The sequence below is a fragment of the Plesiomonas sp. PI-19 genome (genome assembly GCF_021368255.1).
Lineage (GTDB): Bacteria > Pseudomonadota > Gammaproteobacteria > Enterobacterales > CAMTGL01 > Plesiomonas > Plesiomonas shigelloides.
The window spans coordinates 1,144,489-1,163,613 of record NZ_JAJNMQ010000001.1; the positions used below are offsets into that span (position 1 = coordinate 1,144,489).

Sequence of the window (19,125 nt, forward strand, 5' to 3'; positions counted from 1 at the left end):
TTGAGCATCTGCGCGAATGGCATAGTCATGACCATAGTAATGGCGCGGTAGTGAGGCGAGGCAACAAAGTGAGGTACCCCATGATGGAATTGCAACCACACATTCGTTTAAGCCGAGCGATGACTGGCGCGCGTTACGCGTTGCTGCCTGGCGATCCGCAGCGAGTTGAGCATGTTGCCCGCTTTTTGGATGACGTACAGCCACTGGCCTATAACCGCGAGTTTCGCTCTTTGCGTGGCTGGTATCAGGGCATTGAGGTGTTGGTATTGTCGACCGGCATTGGTGGCCCGTCAGCGGCAATAGCCATCGAAGAGTTGCAGCGCATTGGCGTTACTACCTTGATTCGTATTGGCAGTTGCGGGGCATTACAAGCGCCGATGCAGCTTGGTGATCTGGTGATTGCGACAGGCGCGGTACGGGATGAGGGCACGTCACAGATTTATGTACCATCAGGCTATCCGGCATGCGCTGACACCGGCTTAGTGCATTGCTTACAAACGCAAGCGCAGCGTTTGCAGTTCCCGACCCACAGCGGCTATGTGCGTAGTCATGATAGCTTTTATACCGACCACGAAGCTGAATTAACCGCTAAGTGGGCTGCCTTTGGTATTTTGGCTGCGGACATGGAAACGGCGCCGTTGATGGTCATTGGCGCACTGCGTGGCATGCGCACCGCTTCGGTATTGAATGTGGTGGTGACGAGCAGCGGAGAGTTAGAACAAGGGATTAATGCCTATCAAGAGGCAGACTCTTGCGGACATCTGGGTGAGGCGCGCGAGATTGAATTGGCCTTGGCCGCTATCTATCAAGATTATAATAAGGAGAATGTGTGATGGATTTTTTCAGTATTAACAATGTGATGGTGAATATTCCGTTGGGTGAAGGCGGTTATGCTCTGTCGTGGATTGAAGCTATCGGCACCATTTTTGGTTTGCTGTGTATCTGGTTTGCCAGCAAAGAGAAGATCATTAACTATCTGTTTGGTCTCATCAATGTGACGTTATTTGCAGCCATTTTCTTTCAAATTCAGCTGTATGCAAGTTTGCTGTTACAGGTGTTTTTCTTTGTCGCCAACGTGTATGGCTGGTATGCGTGGAGCCGACAAAACGCCGACAACGAAGCAGCGCTGAAAATTCGTTGGTTGTCGCGCAGTAAAGCGCTGACGCTGACCGGTGTGTGCGTGGTGGCGATTATTCTGATGAGCCAGTTTATCGATCCGGTATTTGCCTTTTTGACCACCGTCGCCATTGACCTGATGCAGGGAATGGGGCTGGCCGTGACGATGCCTGAGCTGCAACCGGATGCCTTCCCATTGTGGGATTCGGCAATGTTAGTGCTGTCGATTGCGGCGATGATTTTGATGACTCGCAAATATGTAGAGAACTGGCTGTTGTGGATTGTCATTGACCTGATCAGTGTAGTGATTTATGCCGTGCAGGGCGTGTATGCGATGTCACTGGAGTATATTTTGCTGACCGCGATTGCGGTGATGGGCTCGGTGACGTGGATTCGCAGTGCCGAGCGTCATGGTTCGCGTCCGTTGGCATCGGAATCGCTGTAATTGCGCATTTAGATACCCACGCATGCCCATTGCATGCGTGATGGAGTGAAAAAAACACCGGCGAATGCCGGTGTTTTTGTTGGTGCAAGCGGCTCGCAGCGCGAGTTCTCGTTACAGCTCTTCTTTCGGCACTGAGATAAACTCATCATCCATGTAGCCTGTGGTGCGCCACGTATGGAGGGTACCGTTATCATCCAGTACAGCAAAGCCGGTGGTATTGGCGAGGGCTTGACGCACTTTCCCAATATTTTTTAGCGCCGGTTTATCTTGTGGTGTGAGCGCACTAAGGGTTTGATCTTGGTTGAGCGACAGCAGTGAACCGTTGGAGATGATTTGGGTTTGACTGTTTTGCATGTTTTCGGCGAAGAATTTCGCGTAATTGTCGTAATCTGCATCTGTCATTGTCATCAGGACGGACACTTGTCCGCTACCTTGAGTCAGGTACAGGTAAGATTGTAAGAACAACTCGGTACTTTGTAGCTGCGGGATCACGGTGCCGTTATAGCTGCGCAGCTCTAACGGCGCATCGCCACAAAAATAAATGCTTTCATTACGGTCATACAGCATCACGTGTTGTTGATTGGGCAGAGGTATAATTTTTTGGATCTGGCTGAAGTTATTACAATTTTCAAAGAAGCGCTCTGAAGCACTCTCTGATTCATCAATATTCACCACCTCGCCATCGGTCGTCAGTGCCAGCAAATCGGTCCAGCCGATATCGGGTTCGGTGTACACGCCCACTGATTGTACTTGCTGTACCTGATCTAGCTGCTTGTATGCGCGAGGCTTAGGATCGCTAGCGGTCGGCTGCTGCCAGTACATCAACGTGCCGTCAGTTAATAACGCGGCATTGGTGCGGTGACCGGCATAAAACTCGCTGATATTGGCAGCCCATTGCGGTAATACGTATCGCGGTTGTGTTTCTGCGCGGTTCGAAATCACCAAAACGGTATCATCAAGGGTTTCTGCCAGGATTTGGTCGCCATAGGCGCGAATGCGCTTATATGTCCGATTGCTCAGCTTGGGCGCTAAGTCAGATTCGCATGTGCTGTAGCCCCATACGTGCGTGGCACCTTGCTTATCTAGCGCGATAAAGCAGCCATATGAGTCGGTGATGCTTTGAATATCGGTCAGGCTGTTGGCCTGTCCGACGTCGCTGTCCTTTTCTTGTGGTGGGGCCCAGCTGACAACGCTCCCGTCATTTTTGAGTACGGCGATCATGCTAAAAGCACTGGCAAAGCCGTACATCCGGCGGGTGGTAAGGACTTCTTTTACCTCGGTTAAGCGTGGCTCTAATTCCGCAGGTGCTTGTGTTTCACCCCAAGTGACTAAGCGATCATCTTCGGTCAGAGCAAAAAAACCGAGCTGTTCGAGCATGCCATGCAAGCCACCATTAAAGGGCAGCACGCTTTTAATATTGTGTAGTGCCTGAACTTGTGGGCTGCTATTAGCGCCTTGAAAGCTAAAGCCCCAAGTGATCAGGCTACCGTCATTTTTGATGGCGGCAAAAGCGCCATCATTGGCGTAGAGCGCTTTCACGTTAGGAACTTTTTCGGCCAGATAATTTCTATCATCCGCATTAATGGCTTTTTCTATCTGGAATAGCTCATTGCTAACCGATGATGCAGCGTCTGACGTCGGTGATTCTAATGCGATGTGACTGCTCGCAACGCTATTACCATCGATTTGGCTAAATACGACCGCCGCGCCAATCCACACCACGACTAATCCAATAATGATGGTGCGTTTATGTGGCTGGGGCGCGGCATCGGCAATTTTATCGTTGTGATTTGCACTTGCGGCAATCATTTCACCGTGAACGGTGCAGCCTTGGGCAATAAGCAGCTCAGTGAGCGTGGGGTAAATATCCGGATCAGTGTGGATAAGTACTTGGCTGTCATCATGCAAGGTCAAATTCAGTTTACGGTGGTCTTCTGATAATTGCAGTGAGCGGATGTCCGCACGCGCAATGGCAATAGGCCCCGTATTGAGGATTAACGCACTGTAGATTAACTTACCGGCACACAAGCCTAAAAATCCAGCTACCGGACCTAGCCCTAATCCGAAAGTTAAAAATACAATCATGATCACCGCACCAGCACCGAACAGGAATTTGGCTAATGCGTTGTATTGGATTGTGGAATATTCCAATCGATCGTCAAAGAGCTGGTAATAGAATTCTGTCGTATCCGGGCTAATTCCCGTGCGGGGCGTGTATTTGCATGACCACTCAATCAAATTTTTATCGGTAGGCGTATCCGGTGTCATGCTGGTGGTAGAGCTGTCCATAATAATCTGTTCCGTTTTGGATGCCGGATGCTGCCGAAGAGCCATAATGCCACGATGTGTAGCGAGAGATTGTCATTCCAGTGACATTTTCCCGCGATGCCTTAGGCATTATTTCGTCACAGCAAAAGAAATCGTGTGCACTGTCGTGTGCTTAACACGCATTTCCCGATCCTGAGCGTGAATAACCTGAAGTTTTAAAATTTTGTGCGACATAATCGTAAGTGCAGCGATGTGGGTCAAACCTCTAATGCACTTTTTTTCATAACTGTGCGGTAGGTTAAGTTACGCTTAGTCAGTAATCTGGCATTTTTAGGTAAGGAAAGTCAGATATCTGGCGTTATTTGAAAATGCGGGGATGAGCCATCAAAAGATAAGCGCAGAAAAGAGAAGCACAGAATAGTAACGATAAAAAAGAGAGCACGAGAGAGAAGTACAACACAGTAAGAGCAATAAAACGCTTTACACTGATGGGTGTAGATGATCCGCGATGGGCAGCGGATCACCTACGTGCTTGAATGAGGATGCGGTAAATTATCTGAATTAATATTGCGAGTTAATGATCACCTCTTCGCCCATGGCGCCGGCTTGCGGCAGCGGCTGGTAAGTGGAGTTAGACGCTCTCAGTAAACGGATCCCGCGCGCATTAGTCGCAATGGCAGCTTTGATATCGCCATCAGAGTCACCGTAATAGATTTTGATGTCTTTGGCTTTCATCCAGCTGATTTTGGTATTTTGGCCTGGTTTGTCACCGGCAAAAATAACTGGATTTAATGCGTTATCGGGGATCGCAAAATCTTTTTGCAGCGTTTTGGTCACGGTTTCGGTTTTAGTTTGATCGCGACCGGTGATGAAATAGATATGATCACCACGTTTTAAGTGCATCGCAATTAAGTCATGTCCCACTTTCTTCGGAATGCTGAATTCATCCCAACCGTTATTCATTTTTTCCCAGAATTGTGGGTTTTTCAGGTAAGCATAGCTATCAGGGGAGAACATTTGCTTACCGCGATAAAATCCAGGGCTGGAAAACAGCACGGTATCATCAATATCAAAACCTACCGCCATCGGCGCTTTGCCTTTGAGGCTGTGTTCGATTTGTTCTACGGAGACCCAATGAATGGGTTTTTCTTGCGCCAGCTCGGCCACGGTGACACCGCTGTAGAGCGGCGCGGTGGTGGCGGTTTCAGCGGCGTGTACGGCAGTATTTAGCGAGAAGCTCAGCGCCAATGCGCTGGCAAGTAATGTCAATTTACGCATTTTTATTGTTATATCCCTTTATCGGTAAGATGTTTTTAAAAAGCAGGGGCATGATAGGGATATGTATGACGATAAAGTGTGATGTTGCGCAGGTTGTTACAGAGTGAAATATTTTCAGGGAAAGCGTTGCTGATTGCGGAGTTGGATGGTGTAAACGAAGAAAAACAACCTGTATTTGGGCTAGGTGAGGCTGGATGTGGGATATAAAAATCCCCCGCCTGAGCAGGGGATAACGAGGTCTACGTGCTCTCGGTGCATATGACGGGCACCGATGATGAGCCGAAGATCTTACGCGGCCAGATTTTTAGCGACGAAGTTCCAGTTTACCAGCGCCCAGAAACCATTCAGGTAGTTAGGACGTACGTTGCGGTAATCGATGTAGTAAGCGTGCTCCCACACGTCCACAGTCAGCAGTGGAGTGTGACCTTCAGTCAGTGGGCAGCCAGCGTTAGAGGTGTTCACGATTGCCAGAGAGCCGTCAGCTTTCTTCACCAGCCAAGTCCAGCCAGAGCCGAAGTTCTTCACTGCTGCGTCGTTGAACTGAGTTTTGAACGCGTCAAAAGAGCCGAATGCTTGATTGATTGCATCAGCCAGTGCGCCGGTAGGCTCGCCACCCGCTTGTGGTGCCAGGCAGTTCCAGTAGAAAGTGTGGTTCCAGACTTGAGCGGCGTTGTTAAAGATCGGGCCGGAAGAGGTTTTAACGATATCTTCCAGAGACTTGCCTTCGAACTCAGTGCCAGGAACCAGATTGTTCAGGTTAACCACGTAGGTGTTGTGGTGCTTACCGTAGTGATACTCCAGCGTTTCAGCTGACAGGTGTGGTTCCAGTGCATTTTTTGCATATGGCAGTGCAGGTAATTCAAAAGACATTGCCGTTATCTCCGTTATTGTTGGGTCTTTGCCCGGTTTAATTGCTTCCTCTAATCATCCTATTGGCGATGATTGGACACAGCTTGCTGTTGTTGAACTGTTATGGTTTGGGATTTTAGCAAGTTTTTTCTATATTAAAAGGCTGCAGACTAAATTTCTGTGTATCATCTGCTGTTATCCGGACGATACGCCGGTTTTATGCACAAGGTACTGCCAGAGTGTGCTGCAGCTGGATGCATAGTGAGTTCAGTGGAATAAATATGCATCTGGTTGATATATCAGTGTGTTATTGCGGTGTACAGCAGATGTTTGTTCCAAAACCACACAAAATATGTGATTTTTTATTTTGCCGCAGAGTCGGTAGAATCAAGCCAACAGAACACCAATGCGGAAGTGAGCATCATGGAAACTATTGAAAAGATTAAGCAACAACTGGCTGAAAACCCAATCATTTTGTACATGAAAGGCTCGCCAAAATTACCGAGCTGTGGTTTTTCTGCCCAAGCCGTGCAAGCGCTGATGGCTTGTGGTGAGCGTTTTGCTTACGTTGATATCCTGCAAAACCCAGATATTCGTGCTGAATTGCCAAAATTTGCTAACTGGCCAACCTTCCCACAGCTGTGGGTTGAAGGCGAATTGGTTGGCGGTTGCGACATCATGCTGGAGATGGCGCAAAAGGGCGAACTGCAAGCGTTGATTAAAGAAACCGCAGCGAAGTACAAAGACGACAGCGCAGAATAAAAACGCCTGTATGTCGTGATGAGCACGATTTTTATGGAAACGGTGCCTTACAAGGTGCCGTTTTTTTCTATTTTGCTGCAAACGTTTGCCATTTGCCGCTGAATCGAGTAGTATCTGATTCTCGATGCTTGTGTGTTGCTGATATTGAGTGTCGGTGGATGTTTTCTCTGTAACATCCTGAAACACGGTAAGGTGTAATGAGCGATCTATCGCGAGTTTTGTGCCTTACTGGGTATCGAGATATTCCTTTCGCACCCTTTATTCCTATCACACCGTTTTACAAGCAGGATCCGGATTTATCCACTCGGTAACCCCCGAGGGTTAAGTCACGTTATTGCCTTATATTGTTGTTGCTAAGGATCCGCATGTTCTCCCAGATAAAGCAAAGTATTGCCGGGTTGCAAATTCTGTTTGTCGCCTTCGGTGCTATGGTGCTCGTTCCTCTGTTGACGGGATTGAACCCTTCAATGGCCCTGTTGGGCGCCGGCGTGGGAACACTGTTATTTCAGTTATCAACGCGTAATCAAGTGCCGATCTTTCTGGGATCGAGTTTTGCCTTTATTGCCCCGATTATCTATGCCACCCAAACCTGGGGTGTGCCATCCACTATGTTTGGCCTGTGCATGGCCGGCCTGATGTACTTCCTGTTTGCTGGCATTATCCGCTCCAAAGGGGTGGGCTTTGTGCACCGCTTGTTGCCGCCAGTAGTGATTGGGCCTGTGATCATGGTTATCGGTCTATCAGTGGCGCAAGTGGCCTGTAACATGGCGATGGGCCGTGTGAACGGTGAGCAGATCATCCCGTTGGATACTGCACTGGCGCTGGCTGGCGTATCGCTGGCGACCACGCTGGTTACTGCAGTCTTTTGTAAAGGCTGGCTGCGCTTACTGCCGATTTTATCCGGTGTCGTGGTGGGGTATTCCGTAGCATCATTCTCTGGCATGGTGGATTTCACCGGTCTGCAATCCGCGGCATGGTTGGCGGTGCCAACCTTTATTACGCCGGAAGTGAACTGGGCGGCGGCGCTCTTCATGTTACCGGTGGCGATTGCGCCTTGTATCGAGCATATCGGTGGCGTCATGGCGATTGGTGGCGTAACCGGTAAGGATTACACCAAGACTCCGGGCTTGCACCGCACGCTGTTTGGTGATGGTTTGGGCGTATGCTTTGCTGGTCTGATTGGTGGCCCACCAGTGACCACCTATGCGGAAGTGACTGGTGCAGTGATGATCACCCGTAACTTCAATGTGCGTACCATGACGTGGGCGGCGATTTTTGCCATCATCTTGGCATTCTTCGGTAAGTTCAATGCGCTGCTGACCTCAATCCCGATGCCTGTGATGGGCGGGATCATGCTGCTGCTGTTCGGCTCTATCGCGGCAATTGGTTTGAAAACGCTGGTTGATGCGAAAGTGGATTTAGGCGCTTCCCGCAATATCGCCATCGTAGCAATTACCTTGACGATCGGTATTGGCTCGCTGGAGCTGAAAATCGGCAGCTTTGCGCTGGCAGGTGTAGGTCTGGCATCGCTGGTGGCGGTGTTACTGAACCTGATTTTACCGCATCAAGTGAATACCGAAGGCTCGGATAACTCCTCTATTGAGGAAGTGAAGTAAGCTGATGGTATAAATCAAAACGAGTCAGATAAAAAGCCGCCCATGAGGCGGTTTTTTATTGCGTGGTTTTTATTGTGTATGGTGAGCGATTTGTCTGGCGGTTAACGGCACTTGGCGGGAGATGGCATATACTTTTAACGGTGATGTTATCAACAGGAGGGGAGAATGTTAGCGCAACATCAAGCCATGATTGATAAATTCAGCGCCGCGTATGCCGAACTGACTGCCGAGAAAATCGCGCATTTCCCTGATTTGTATGCCGATGATGTGGTGTTTATGGACCCAGTACAGCAAATCTACAGCGTACAAGAGCTGCAGGTCTATTTTTTTCGCATCATTGAGCAAACCTATTATCACCGCGTAAAAGTTATTCGTGCCTTTAGCAGTGATAATGATGTGTTTATCCTCTGGGAGCTCAGTTACGCCCATGCCAATTTGGAGCAAGGGGATGATATTTCCGTGGAAGGAGCTTCACACTTGCGATTGGAAGGCGAACGGATCATTTTTCAGCGTAACTACTATGACATGGGAGCCATGTTATATGAGCATATCCCGCTGATCAGCCGTGTAGTGCATTATATGAAGGGGAAAATTGCGGGTTTTAACCGTAATGACTGACGGATTTAGACCTCAATGTTAGCTATGATTTTGTGATTAATCGTTACATAATCCAGTGAAAAGCTTTTGATTGCTGCGGATAACCTCATCTAGTATAACGCGCATGCTTCGGGCATCGGGCGAGTCAGATCGGTGCTGAATCGGCGAGAAATTGATAAACAGTATTTGTGGTTGCAGAGGTATCAGTGAGTCACTGGGCTGTATTTAAACGAACAACGGTAAATTTGTGGATGGCCGTTCGGCATGACATTGCGGCATTGGCCGTGTTGCTGAATGGGTTGCTGATTTTTAAAACCATCTATGGCATGTCGGTCAATCTGCTGGATATTTTCCATATCCATGCCTTCTCTGGTTTGAATTTGTCATTATTGGCAAATGCCCCGCTGTTTATGTTGGGGGTATTCCTCGTCCTGAACTCGTTAGGTTTGCTATTTCGGGCCAAACTTGCGTGGGCTATTAGTATTATTCTGCTATTGATCACGCTGATCTACACTATTCATTTTTATCCTTATTTAAAATTCAGTATCGGATTTTGTATTTTTTCTATTCTGGTGCTGGTTTTACTGCGTAAAGATTTTTCCCATAGCAGTGCTACTGCCGGTAGTATTTTTGCCTTCATCAGTTTTGCGACTTTGTTGTTTTACTCAACCTATGGCTCGCTGTATTTAGGGGAAGGATTTAACCCTAAAATTCATAGTCTGATGACGGCATTTTATTTCTCGATAGAGACCATGACCACCGTGGGCTACGGGGATATCGTGCCGGTATCTGAGGCGGCGCGATTATTTACCATCTCGGTCATCATTTCTGGCATTACCGTATTTGCGACATCCATGACTTCTATTTTCGGCCCACTGATCAGTGGAGGGCTGAACCGACTAGTGAAAGGGAACAAGCATACTATGAATCGTAAAGATCACTTTATTGTCTGCGGACATTCCATTTTGGCGATCAATACTATTTTGCAGCTCAAGCAACGTGGTCAAAATGTTACCGTTATCACTAATTTGTCGGAGGATGAAGCCAATCAACTGGAGCAGCGTTTAGGTGGCAAGTTCGATATTATCTCTGGTGACAGTAATGACAGCGCTGTGCTGAAAAAAGCCGGTATCGATAGCTGCCGAGCGATTTTGGCCTTGAGCGATAATGATGCCGATAACGCGTTTGTGGTCTTGTCAGCCAAAGATTTGAGCAAAGACGTGAAAACGGTATTGGCGGTCAGTGACAGCAAAAACCTGAATAAGATTAAAAAAGTTCAGCCAGATATCATTTTGTCGCCGCAATTATTTGGTAGCGAGATTCTAGCTCGGATCTTAAACGGTGAAGAAATCGACAATAATATGTTGGTTTCGATGCTACTCAACTCAGGACACGGTATCTTTACTGATAAAGACAGCGACAAAAACAGTGACGATAGTGCTACCAGCAGTGAGCCATCCGACAAAAAGTAATACGGATACTTTTACTGTTTGCGTAAGAAAACGGCCAACAACAATGTTGGCCGTTTTTTTGTACGGGATCTCGAAGGTGGTTTGCTCACGGTGAGTGCCGCGCAGAAAATCTGCGGATAACTTGGCTTATTTATTGGCTTAGTGAGATGTCAGTAAGATATTCACTTAGGCCAAAGTGATGTTCTGTCTAATTCGGCAGCTGCACGCCAATACATAACCTTGCTCGATCTCTGCTTGCGTCAGTCCACTTTGGCTGGTGGTGTCGACCTCGCCTTCGATAATTTGCACTTTGCATGAGCCGCAAACTCCGGCGCGACAAGCGGCAAATACCGGTAGATTATGCTGCTCCATGGCGGCAAGGAGTGACGTACCCTCTGGCACATCGATGTCACGCAAGGCATGGCGAATATGCATACGCACCGTGTTAGGGGCGGCGATGTGTTCATTAAAAGAACAGGCGTTTTCGTTATCTGTAAGAGTGACTGCTTCACTGGCAGTTGCAGTGAAAAAGGCTTCTTGATGGATCTGCTCCGCCGGTACACCTAACGTTTTAGCCAGTTGTACCGCGCTTTGCATGTAGCCCTCAGGGCCGCAAGTCATCACAATCCGCTTATGGATGTCCGGTACCAGCATTTCCAAGGTAGCTTGATTTAGCCGTGAACGCAGATCATCAGGCCAATACGGCTGACGGGCCAGTAGATGAACCGTGAGTTGCTGTGGAAAGCGGGCGGCCAGTTGCTGCCAATGGTTGGCGAAAATCAGATCTTCAACATCACTGGCATGATACAGCAACGTGATGTGCGTCTGTGGGCGAAACGCTAACAGCCAGCGCGCCATTGACATCAGCGGCGTGATCCCGCAACCGGCTCCCAACATCAAATAGTGTGCATTGTCAGGGTGCGATGCACAGGTAAACTCACCTTGGGCATTACTAAGCCACAGCGTATCTCCGACGTTCACTTCATTGGTAAGCCATGTCGAGCCTTGCCCGTTCGCAATACGGCGCACGGTAATACTTAAATTGGTGGAAACATCAGGCGAAGAAGACAAGGTGTATGCGCGAACGGTATGACTTTCATGGCCAATACGCACCAGTGTATATTGACCGGGCTGATAGGCATAAGGCGTTGTTGGTTGAAGGCTAAGAGTCCAGACATCTCGGGTTTCTTGATGGATATCTAGCACCTGCATTGGATGGTGGCACAGATCCTGTACTGCGGCGCTGAAATCGGCAGCGGATGTATTATGGGTGTTCGAGGCGGTAGGGGCGCGAGTTTCAGTCAACGTCATGGGACTAATTCCGGCAAAATGAACAAAAGAGATGATAAAGGCCGCATTGCGGCCTTTGTGAGGCGTTGGCGAAAAAGCCGAGAGATAAGCCGTTATTCTAGCCTGTGCGCACGGTTATCCGGCGGTTGGCAGCATCTCGGCTAAGTCAGCTTCCACGGTGGTGATTGGGCGCATGCCAAACTTTTCGTTCAAAATGGCGAGCAAATTGTCGGTTAAGAATGCTGGCGCGGTTGGGCCGGTATAGATATTTTTCACTCCGAGCGCCAGCAGAGTCAGCAAGATCACAATGGCTTTTTGCTCGAACCATGACAGTACCAACGTCAATGGCAGATCGTTCACGCCACAGCCCAGCTTCTCAGCCAAACGCACGGCCAGCATGATGGCGGAGTAGGCATCGTTACACTGACCGACATCCAGCAAGCGCGGCAGCGCGCCGATGGTGCCGAAATCCAAGGTGTTGAAGCGATATTTACCGCATGCCAGCGTCATGATCAGGCAATCTTGCGGTACGGCGCGGGCAAAATCGGTGTAGTAATGGCGCTCACCACGGCTACCATCACAGCCTCCCACCAAGAAAACATGACGCAGTTGCTTGGCGGCGACCATATCGATCACGGTATCGGCTGCACCGAGCAGGGTTTCCCGACCAAAGCCCACGGTGATCAGCTGTTCGATTTCGGTATGCAGGAAGCCTGGCATGGCTTGCGCTTGCGCGATCACGGCAGAGAAATCTTCGCCTTCCAAATGCTGTACACCTGGCCAGCCGACAATGCTGCGAGTCCAGATACGATCAGCATAGTTACCCACATTCGGATCGATAATGCAGTTGGAGGTCATGATGATAGGGCCTGGGAAGCGTGCAAATTCCGCTTGCTGGTTTTGCCAAGCACTACCGTAGTTACCGGCCAGATGAGTGTATTTTTTTAGCTCGGGATAACCGTGAGCTGGCAGCATTTCACCGTTGGTGTACACATTGATGCCGGTGCCTTCGGTTTGCTCCAGCAGGGCTTTGAGATCTTTGAGGTCGTGACCGGAGATCAAAATCGCTTTGCCTTTTACCGGACGCACGTTTACCTGCGTTGGCACTGGGTTGCCGTACAGTGCGGTTTCACCGGTATCCAGCATCGCCATTACATCAAAGTTCATGCGGCCAATTGCCATGGCGTTATCCAGCAGGGTCCCGACATCGGTAGGATTGCTGCCTAACCACGCCATAAACGCGTGGAACTGCGCGTAAATAGCGCGATCTTGTTGTTCTAATACGCGGGCATGCTCCAGATAGGCGGCCGCACCTTTGAGGCCGTACAGGCACAGCATGCGCAAGCCGTGGATATCATCGCCACATTCGGCTTTGTCTTTGTTCAGGGCATAGTCAGCGGATTGTGCCAGCAGCGCTGGCATGCTCAGATCGCTCAAAGTAATTGCGGCAACGGGCAGCTCAACATGGGCATTCGGTTCAACCTGTCGGCAACGTGCAGCTAATGCTTCACGCATGGCAATGGCTTGTTCGGTGTATTCGATGATACGCGCAGAATCGAAGTTAACGTTGGTCAGGGTAGAGAAAAATGCCTTTGGGACAAACGCATCGATAGCATCATCAATAATATTCAGTTCACGCGCTTTTAAGGCCCAAGCGGACAAGCCTTCCAGCACTGCAACCAGCAAGTCTTGCAGGTCAGAGGTTTCGGCGGTTTTACCGCACATACCCTGTGCGTAGGAGCAGCCATTGCCGGCTGGAGTTCGTATAGTTTGCTCACATTGTACGCAGTACATTGCTATCCCCTTTATAAGGTGTATTTAGTATGCTTCTTATTGGGCGAGGATAGGGGTAATAAAATTACATTTCAAATGCAACTTAATGGTCAATTGATGTACATCAATTTAGCCGATAAAAATCGCATGCGGTGAAACATCACCAAGCGTTGGCGTAATCAGTGTAGTGAAGCGAAGAAAGAAGAAAAAACAAGCAGATAAACGAAAGGGAAGGTAGGATGAGTGAGGTAAACTTCAGGAAGCCGCTGTACTTTGCTGCATTTTGCAGAGATAACGGCATCCTGAAGTTTATGCTGATAAGTTCAGTCAGTAGATTTGGCGTTTATTATTAGAGCGCAAATAGCGCCATTAATACCGGAGCGCTCAGGCTGAGTAAAAAGCCACTGACAATCGCGGCGGGCACTAAATCAACGCTGCCTGCGCGCTGGATAACCGGAAGGGTGAAGTCCATGGCAGTAGCGCCACCAATGCCTACGGCAGTGGAGGTATAACGGCGTATCAACGATGGGATCAGCATAATCGCGACTAACTCACGCAGCAGATCATTAAAGAATGCTGCGCTGCCTAACACCGGCCCCAGCGCATCAGTCAGCATAATGCCTGATAGTGAATACCAGCCAAAACCGGAAGCGATCGCTAAACCGGTATTCCAAGGTAGACCCAGTAACCAAGCGGCCAGTGCGCCACCGCCTAATGAACTGAAAAACACCACTACAGCAATCACCAATCCACGGCGATTAAGCAGGATTTGGCGCAGCGGCATATTACTGTTGCGCAGTTGCATGCCGATCAGCCAGAGCAGGAATATCAGCGCATATTCACTAGCTTTTCCGGCATTGGCCAGTAAAGGTTGCGTCAGCAAACCGAGAATAAAACCGCCGGCGACCACCCCGAGCAGTTGCAAAGAATCAACCGCCATCCGCAGGCGCGAAGGCAGTTTTTGCTGGTGCAGTTTGACTCGCCATTCCCAGCGCTTATCCATGATGCACAGCGCCAGCATATTGATAACGCAGATGCAGACAAAAAAGACCACAGCGGTGCTAAAAATGTGCTGTAGGTTACTGGTCAAATTATCCAAGTAAGAGAGACTGGCGCCCATCAAAAACAGAATGATGTACACCATCCAACCACAGACTTTGCTGATCCAAGGGGCAAAACGCGGATGACGAACGGGGAGCAAATAACCGATTAACAGCGGAACAATTACAATCAGAAGGCCGGAGTACATCCTTTAACCCTTAACCATAAATCAGACAGACATATCTGTACCAAGCTATAGCAAACGGTTACTCGTGTAAAGAAATGTGTCAGAGATAGCATGTTATAACGCACTTGGCGGGAACGTCGCCAAATTATTACCAATATCTGTGAGATGCCACAGGATGAAATACCAAAAGACTTGACCGAGCTAGGCTGTCTTATAATGCTAACTACATTGCAGGCAATGGGGATGAGTGATGTTTCTCGAACGGATTGAGATGGTAGGGTTTCGTGGGATCAACCGCCTGTCACTGCAGCTGGATGACAACACGGTGCTAATCGGGGAAAACGCATGGGGTAAATCCAGTTTGTTGGATGCCTTGCGCCTGATCCTTTCGCCTGCGCAAGAGTTGTATCGTTTTCAGGTCAGTGATTTTTATCACCCGCCGGGAGAAGAGACGGCCAAAGAGCGTCATCTGCACATTGTACTGACCTTTTGCGAGCACACCGTGGGGCATTGGTCTGCGGACAAATACCAGCTATTTAGCCCAGTGTGTATGCTCGGGGTCGATAACCTGCACCGGATCCACTTTCGCCTCGAAGGCGAGTGGTGCGAAGACGGTAGCGTCGCGACGTGGCGCAATTTCATCGATGCTGCAGGGCGTTCGATTCACGTGGCTAATATTGATGTGCTGATCCGGCAACTGATCCGCTTGCATCCGGTTCTGCGTTTACGCGATGCGCGGCAGGTGCGCCATCGGGCGCAGGAGTTGACCGAGAACGGGGTTCCGCTTGAAGGTTTTTCTGAGATAACCGACCGGTTAGCGCACAGCTTAAGTGAATGCCCAGAAAATATTACCAACCGTGAGATCCGTGAAGGCTTGGAGGCCGCGCGCCAACTGTTAGAGCACTATTTTGCCATTCATGACTCAGCCCCTTTGCCGCAAAAACGGCGCCGTATTCCTGATTTAACGCAGCATAACTCATGGCAATCATTGGAGATTTTGCGTGGATTGGCGAAACGGCCAGAAAATCGCAATATTCGTCTGCTGTTTTTGGGTATGTTTGCCAGCTTACTGCATTCGCGCGGCATCGACGCGCTTGCGCCAGAGGCAAGGCCACTGCTGATCATCGAAGATCCAGAAACCCGATTGCACCCGATCATGTTGTCGGTGGCATGGGGCGTGCTATCTGAATTGCCGTTGCAGCGTCTGACTACCACCAACTCGGGTGAGCTGCTTTCCTATGTGCCGGTGGAGCGTATTTGCCGCCTAGTGCGTAACTCCAACAAGGTTTCAGCGTATCGGGTATTCCCTGGCATGCTCAGTCGTGAGGACAGCCGCCGCATCGCTTTCCATATCTGCTTTAACCGCGCAGCTTCTTTATTTGCACGCAGTTGGCTGTTGGTGGAAGGGGAGACGGAGGTGTGGTTGCTGACTCAGCTGGCGAGCTTGTCTGGTTATCATTTCCATTCGGAAGGGATCAAAATCATCGAGTTTGCGCAGTGTGGCTTAAAGCCGCTGATCAAATTTGCCCGCGGGATGGGGATTGAATGGCACGTGCTGACCGATGGTGATGATGCGGGGAAAAAATATGCCGCAACGGTGCGAGGCGCGCTGCGTAACAATGACACTGAGCGAGAGCGGTTAACCTTCTTACCGGTGTCGGATATGGAGATGTATCTATATCGGGAAGGATTTGCTAGCGTTTTTCACCAAGTAGCGCAAATTCCACAGGGCATTCCGATGTCTCCAAGGCGAGTGATCGATAAAGCGATCCACAAAAGCTCGAAACCAGATTTGGCACTGGCGATTGTGGAAGCGGCGGAGCAGCGCGGAGCCGATTCTGTGCCACGTCTGTTGCGACAGATGTTCTCACGGGTGGTTTGGTTATCACGCGGACGAGCCGGTTAAGCGCGAGGCACTGCGTAAGGCAAAACTAGCGGCAAAACGTCGTGAAGTAAAAGATAAGGCGCGCAAAATAAAACAGGAGACCTCAGGTCTCCTGTTTTGTATCGTCGGTCACGGATTGTCTATGGATAATTCCGCACGGCTTAGGCGCTAAATCTTAAGATCGCATAGCCTTAGAGCGATTCGACTTGCGTGTTGTTCAGCACATAGTCCAGCGCTTCCATAGACGGAACATGCACGCCATGATCGGAAACCGTCCAGCTTGCCAGCGCAGTGGCAAAACGCAGCCCTTGGGCAATATCCCAGCCTTTAATGGCCGCCCAAGCCAGACCGGCTACCAAAGTATCACCGGCACCCACTTCAGAGACCACATTGACCTTCGGCGGCATGCTACGGAAGACGCCTTGTCCACTGACCGTGATCGCCCCCTGACAGCTGGCCGAAATCACCACCTGCGCTACACCGTTTTGGTGTAACTGATGAGCGAATGGCAGAGCTTGTTCTAAGGTGGTGATCTCTTTACCGCACCAGTGCGACAGCTCTTTCAGGTTCGGTTTGATCAAATGTGGACCGGCTTTTACCCCCTCCGTCAGCGCGGCTGAACTGGAGTCGAAGTAAACCGTCGCGCCTTTGGCACGCAGGGCGCGGATCAATTCGGCATAGAACCACGGCTCGACACCTTGTGGCAGGCTGCCACTGAGGATAAACAACGAGTCAGGGCCCGCCTGATGGCGCAGCTGATCGAACAAACGTTGCTGAATGGCCGTATCAACATGGAAGCCGGGAAAGTTAATCTCGGTTGTGCGGGTATTACTTTCAGCCAGCTTAATGTTGACTCGAGTTCGGCCGTCGACGCGCAAGAACTGATCTTTCAGTCCTTTTTGCTCAAACAGGCTCTCAAATCCCATCTGGTTGTTATTGCCGAGAAAGCCGGTGACTGTAACGTCGGCACCCAGATCGGCCAAAATACGAGCGACATTGATCCCTTTGCCCGCACAGTGACGGCTGAAATCATTAACCAGATTCAGCTCACCCGGGTGTAATTCATCAATGTTACCGGTGAGGTCGATAGCCGGATTTAACGTTACCGCAATGACGCGCTGCATCCGCGATGACTCCTAAAAAGTAAAAATCAGTGACAACGTCACAGCACTGTCACTGATGTTCCGCAATCAATGTAATACCGCCAGTTGTTCAGTTCTTTATTATAGTACAGGCTGAACCGAATCAGCACTAGCTGATTATAATGCGCGCAATCGCTTTTTTAGCCTTGCGCTCAGGGCGTGCGGATAATAGCAGATTTATTATGCATTTTTAGAGTAATTTCGTTACTCATGTGATCTATTAGTGCATAACGGCGCTGATATTCGCCGCGTTTTTTACTCACCACATCTTGCAGTGCTTTGCGCGGCAGAGGCAGTGCCAATCGGTAATGGCCGGAGTTGAGTGCTTCGCCGGCAAACGTTTCCCAGAAACTGTCGTAATCCGCTTGAATGGTCTTGCGATAGCGCAGTGAACGGTAGATATGCGTCTGGTTGCTGGTGGCGATAATTTGCTGACCATCCAGAGCCATGACAAAGGCTGCGAGGGCATCAATCGCCAATTTTTTCGGGAACAAACCGTGTAAATCTTTGGTTGCGACTTTGATCACTTCATGAGGCGTACTTTGGCGCGGTCCCTGTAAGCCACCAATATAGATAGCCGGGCGACCTTCCAGCTCAATCAAATTGAAGGTGACGGTGACTAGTACTTGTCCCTGCGGGTTGTATAAGCGTAAAGATAGCTCGCCTTCTTTATCAAATGAGTGCAGCGCGGAGATCTGTACCGGATAAAACTCCCCTGATTTGCCTTCCAGCTCTGCCAGCGTAAAACCCTCATTGGACAAGCACGCTTGTACCACATCACTTGGCAGATGATTTAGCAGCAGTTGATAGTGCTGGCTGAGTAAATTTAGGCGCTGGCTCAGATTCAAGCCTCGGCTTAAGTAAGGGCGATGCAAACGTAAGGCAACCGACGGCTCTTTTTGCGCCAACGAGCACAGCGCATCGGTTTGGCCAATCGTACTCAGCCAGCGTAGCGTCCACGGAAAGGTGAGCAATGAGCGCAGGAAAAACTTGATCCGATTTTTAGGATGATGCAAACAACCTTGCTGAGTCAGGCGACCACTACTGAGGTTAAACAGCATCCGCACACCGGCAGACGTTATTGGGGTATCAGTATTACGTAGGGAAGGGCAAAGTTCAGGTGAAAAAAGCAGGTGGTTCATAACGTCTCTGTCGTATAGCCGTGGAACAATGGCGCCATATATACGCGCTGTCACCTAAACGGTAGGACAACTGAACTGAGGTTTGTTGCATATCTGAACAATCAGATAGACACCGCATGCGATAGCGGTATAGAAAGAGATAAAAGTCGTCACAAAACACGATTAATGTGATTTTTACCGCTCTTCTAGACTTTTTTGCTTGAAAACTGCACATTGTGCATGAATGTCAGCCAGATGGCCGTTAATTCTGGTTTCGGGTGTTGACATAACGCAGGAATCAGGT

General features: G+C 49.5%; 15 protein-coding genes. 7 read left to right on the forward strand and 8 right to left on the reverse strand.

Annotated features, from left to right (window positions below; genetic code table 11):
* The first annotated feature begins 83 nt into the window (after positions 1 to 83).
* Together LQ901_RS05190 and pnuC are read left to right on the forward strand one after the other, a co-directional pair.
* A complete protein-coding gene (locus LQ901_RS05190; protein ID WP_152128310.1) occupies positions 84 to 833 on the forward strand; it encodes a nucleoside phosphorylase in 750 nt (249 codons plus the stop codon).
* Positions 833 to 1,561 carry a nicotinamide riboside transporter PnuC gene (gene pnuC / locus LQ901_RS05195; protein ID WP_152136207.1) on the forward strand — a complete coding sequence of 243 codons (729 nt, stop codon included), beginning with the start codon at positions 833 to 835 and terminating at the stop codon, positions 1,559 to 1,561. Before LQ901_RS05190 ends, pnuC begins: the two co-directional genes overlap by 1 nt.
* A 111-nt stretch (positions 1,562 to 1,672) precedes the next feature.
* Here the strand turns inward: pnuC and LQ901_RS05200 are convergent, their stop codons facing one another.
* The 3 genes from LQ901_RS05200 to sodB all read right to left on the reverse strand — a co-directional run bounded on the left by LQ901_RS05200 (position 1,673) and on the right by sodB (position 5,977).
* The gene (locus LQ901_RS05200) at positions 1,673 to 3,850 is read right to left on the reverse strand and encodes a hypothetical protein (protein WP_152136208.1); all 2,178 of its coding nucleotides are present in this window, start codon (positions 3,848 to 3,850) and stop codon (positions 1,673 to 1,675) included.
* Positions 3,851 to 4,390: 540 nt separating this feature from the next.
* Positions 4,391 to 5,107 (reverse strand): acid phosphatase AphA, encoded by a 717-nt coding sequence (gene aphA, locus LQ901_RS05205; protein WP_010863830.1) that lies wholly within the window; start codon positions 5,105 to 5,107, stop codon positions 4,391 to 4,393.
* 288 nt (positions 5,108 to 5,395) lie between these two features.
* Entirely contained in the window at positions 5,396 to 5,977 is a 582-nt protein-coding gene (sodB, locus tag LQ901_RS05210) for a superoxide dismutase [Fe] (RefSeq protein ID WP_010863829.1), read from the reverse strand.
* Positions 5,978 to 6,376: 399 nt separating this feature from the next.
* Between sodB and LQ901_RS05215 the strand changes: the two genes are divergently transcribed.
* From LQ901_RS05215 to kch, 4 genes are all read left to right on the forward strand, one after another.
* Positions 6,377 to 6,718 carry a Grx4 family monothiol glutaredoxin gene (locus tag LQ901_RS05215; RefSeq protein WP_170919720.1) on the forward strand — a complete coding sequence of 114 codons (342 nt, stop codon included), beginning with the start codon at positions 6,377 to 6,379 and terminating at the stop codon, positions 6,716 to 6,718.
* A 365-nt stretch (positions 6,719 to 7,083) separates the two neighbouring features.
* Positions 7,084 to 8,334, forward strand: coding sequence for a uracil-xanthine permease family protein (locus tag LQ901_RS05220; RefSeq protein ID WP_039044817.1), 1,251 nt, complete (start codon positions 7,084 to 7,086; stop codon positions 8,332 to 8,334).
* A gap of 165 nt (positions 8,335 to 8,499) precedes the next feature.
* Positions 8,500 to 8,952, forward strand: coding sequence for a nuclear transport factor 2 family protein (locus LQ901_RS05225; protein ID WP_064977836.1), 453 nt, complete (start codon positions 8,500 to 8,502; stop codon positions 8,950 to 8,952).
* 185 nt (positions 8,953 to 9,137) lie between these two features.
* A complete protein-coding gene (gene kch, locus LQ901_RS05230; protein WP_071849712.1) occupies positions 9,138 to 10,403 on the forward strand; it encodes a voltage-gated potassium channel protein in 1,266 nt (421 codons plus the stop codon).
* 165 nt (positions 10,404 to 10,568) lie between these two features.
* On the opposite strand, the gene hcr is transcribed toward kch, so the two are convergent.
* The 3 genes from hcr to LQ901_RS05245 form a co-directional block, all read right to left on the reverse strand.
* Positions 10,569 to 11,693: an NADH oxidoreductase gene (gene hcr / locus LQ901_RS05235; protein WP_255698156.1), complete on the reverse strand. Its 1,125-nt coding sequence runs from the start codon at positions 11,691 to 11,693 to the stop codon at positions 10,569 to 10,571.
* Positions 11,694 to 11,807: 114 nt separating this feature from the next.
* Entirely contained in the window at positions 11,808 to 13,466 is a 1,659-nt protein-coding gene (hcp, locus tag LQ901_RS05240) for a hydroxylamine reductase (RefSeq protein ID WP_010863823.1), read from the reverse strand.
* 328 nt (positions 13,467 to 13,794) lie between these two features.
* On the reverse strand, positions 13,795 to 14,694 hold the full coding sequence (locus LQ901_RS05245) for a lysine exporter LysO family protein (RefSeq protein WP_064977833.1): 900 nt from the start codon (positions 14,692 to 14,694) through the stop codon (positions 13,795 to 13,797).
* A gap of 229 nt (positions 14,695 to 14,923) precedes the next feature.
* Between LQ901_RS05245 and LQ901_RS05250 the strand changes: the two genes are divergently transcribed.
* On the forward strand, positions 14,924 to 16,579 hold the full coding sequence (locus tag LQ901_RS05250; RefSeq protein ID WP_064977832.1) for an ATP-dependent endonuclease: 1,656 nt from the start codon (positions 14,924 to 14,926) through the stop codon (positions 16,577 to 16,579).
* 170 nt (positions 16,580 to 16,749) lie between these two features.
* Here LQ901_RS05250 and pfkB read toward each other — a convergent pair whose 3' ends face one another.
* Both pfkB and LQ901_RS05260 read right to left on the reverse strand, forming a co-directional pair.
* Positions 16,750 to 17,682, reverse strand: coding sequence for a 1-phosphofructokinase (pfkB, locus tag LQ901_RS05255; RefSeq protein ID WP_064977831.1), 933 nt, complete (start codon positions 17,680 to 17,682; stop codon positions 16,750 to 16,752).
* 170 nt (positions 17,683 to 17,852) lie between these two features.
* Positions 17,853 to 18,842, reverse strand: coding sequence for a VirK/YbjX family protein (locus LQ901_RS05260; protein WP_082935524.1), 990 nt, complete (start codon positions 18,840 to 18,842; stop codon positions 17,853 to 17,855).
* Positions 18,843 to 19,125: the final 283 nt, after the last annotated feature.

What these genes read in the sequence shown, in the direction of transcription:
- LQ901_RS05245 (WP_064977833.1), bottom strand. Translation starts at nt 14,694, where the DNA reads ATGTACTCCGGCCTTCTGATTGTAATTGTTCCGCTGTTAATCGGTTAT.
- LQ901_RS05220 (WP_039044817.1), top strand. Translation starts at nt 7,084, where the DNA reads ATGTTCTCCCAGATAAAGCAAAGTATTGCCGGGTTGCAAATTCTGTTT.
- aphA (WP_010863830.1), bottom strand. Translation starts at nt 5,107, where the DNA reads ATGCGTAAATTGACATTACTTGCCAGCGCATTGGCGCTGAGCTTCTCG.
- LQ901_RS05260 (WP_082935524.1), bottom strand. Translation starts at nt 18,842, where the DNA reads ATGAACCACCTGCTTTTTTCACCTGAACTTTGCCCTTCCCTACGTAAT.
- LQ901_RS05200 (WP_152136208.1), bottom strand. Translation starts at nt 3,850, where the DNA reads ATGGACAGCTCTACCACCAGCATGACACCGGATACGCCTACCGATAAA.
- LQ901_RS05250 (WP_064977832.1), top strand. Translation starts at nt 14,924, where the DNA reads ATGTTTCTCGAACGGATTGAGATGGTAGGGTTTCGTGGGATCAACCGC.
- hcr (WP_255698156.1), bottom strand. Translation starts at nt 11,693, where the DNA reads ATGACGTTGACTGAAACTCGCGCCCCTACCGCCTCGAACACCCATAAT.
- LQ901_RS05190 (WP_152128310.1), top strand. Translation starts at nt 84, where the DNA reads ATGGAATTGCAACCACACATTCGTTTAAGCCGAGCGATGACTGGCGCG.
- hcp (WP_010863823.1), bottom strand. Translation starts at nt 13,466, where the DNA reads ATGTACTGCGTACAATGTGAGCAAACTATACGAACTCCAGCCGGCAAT.
- pnuC (WP_152136207.1), top strand. Translation starts at nt 833, where the DNA reads ATGGATTTTTTCAGTATTAACAATGTGATGGTGAATATTCCGTTGGGT.
- sodB (WP_010863829.1), bottom strand. Translation starts at nt 5,977, where the DNA reads ATGTCTTTTGAATTACCTGCACTGCCATATGCAAAAAATGCACTGGAA.
- LQ901_RS05225 (WP_064977836.1), top strand. Translation starts at nt 8,500, where the DNA reads ATGTTAGCGCAACATCAAGCCATGATTGATAAATTCAGCGCCGCGTAT.
- pfkB (WP_064977831.1), bottom strand. Translation starts at nt 17,682, where the DNA reads ATGCAGCGCGTCATTGCGGTAACGTTAAATCCGGCTATCGACCTCACC.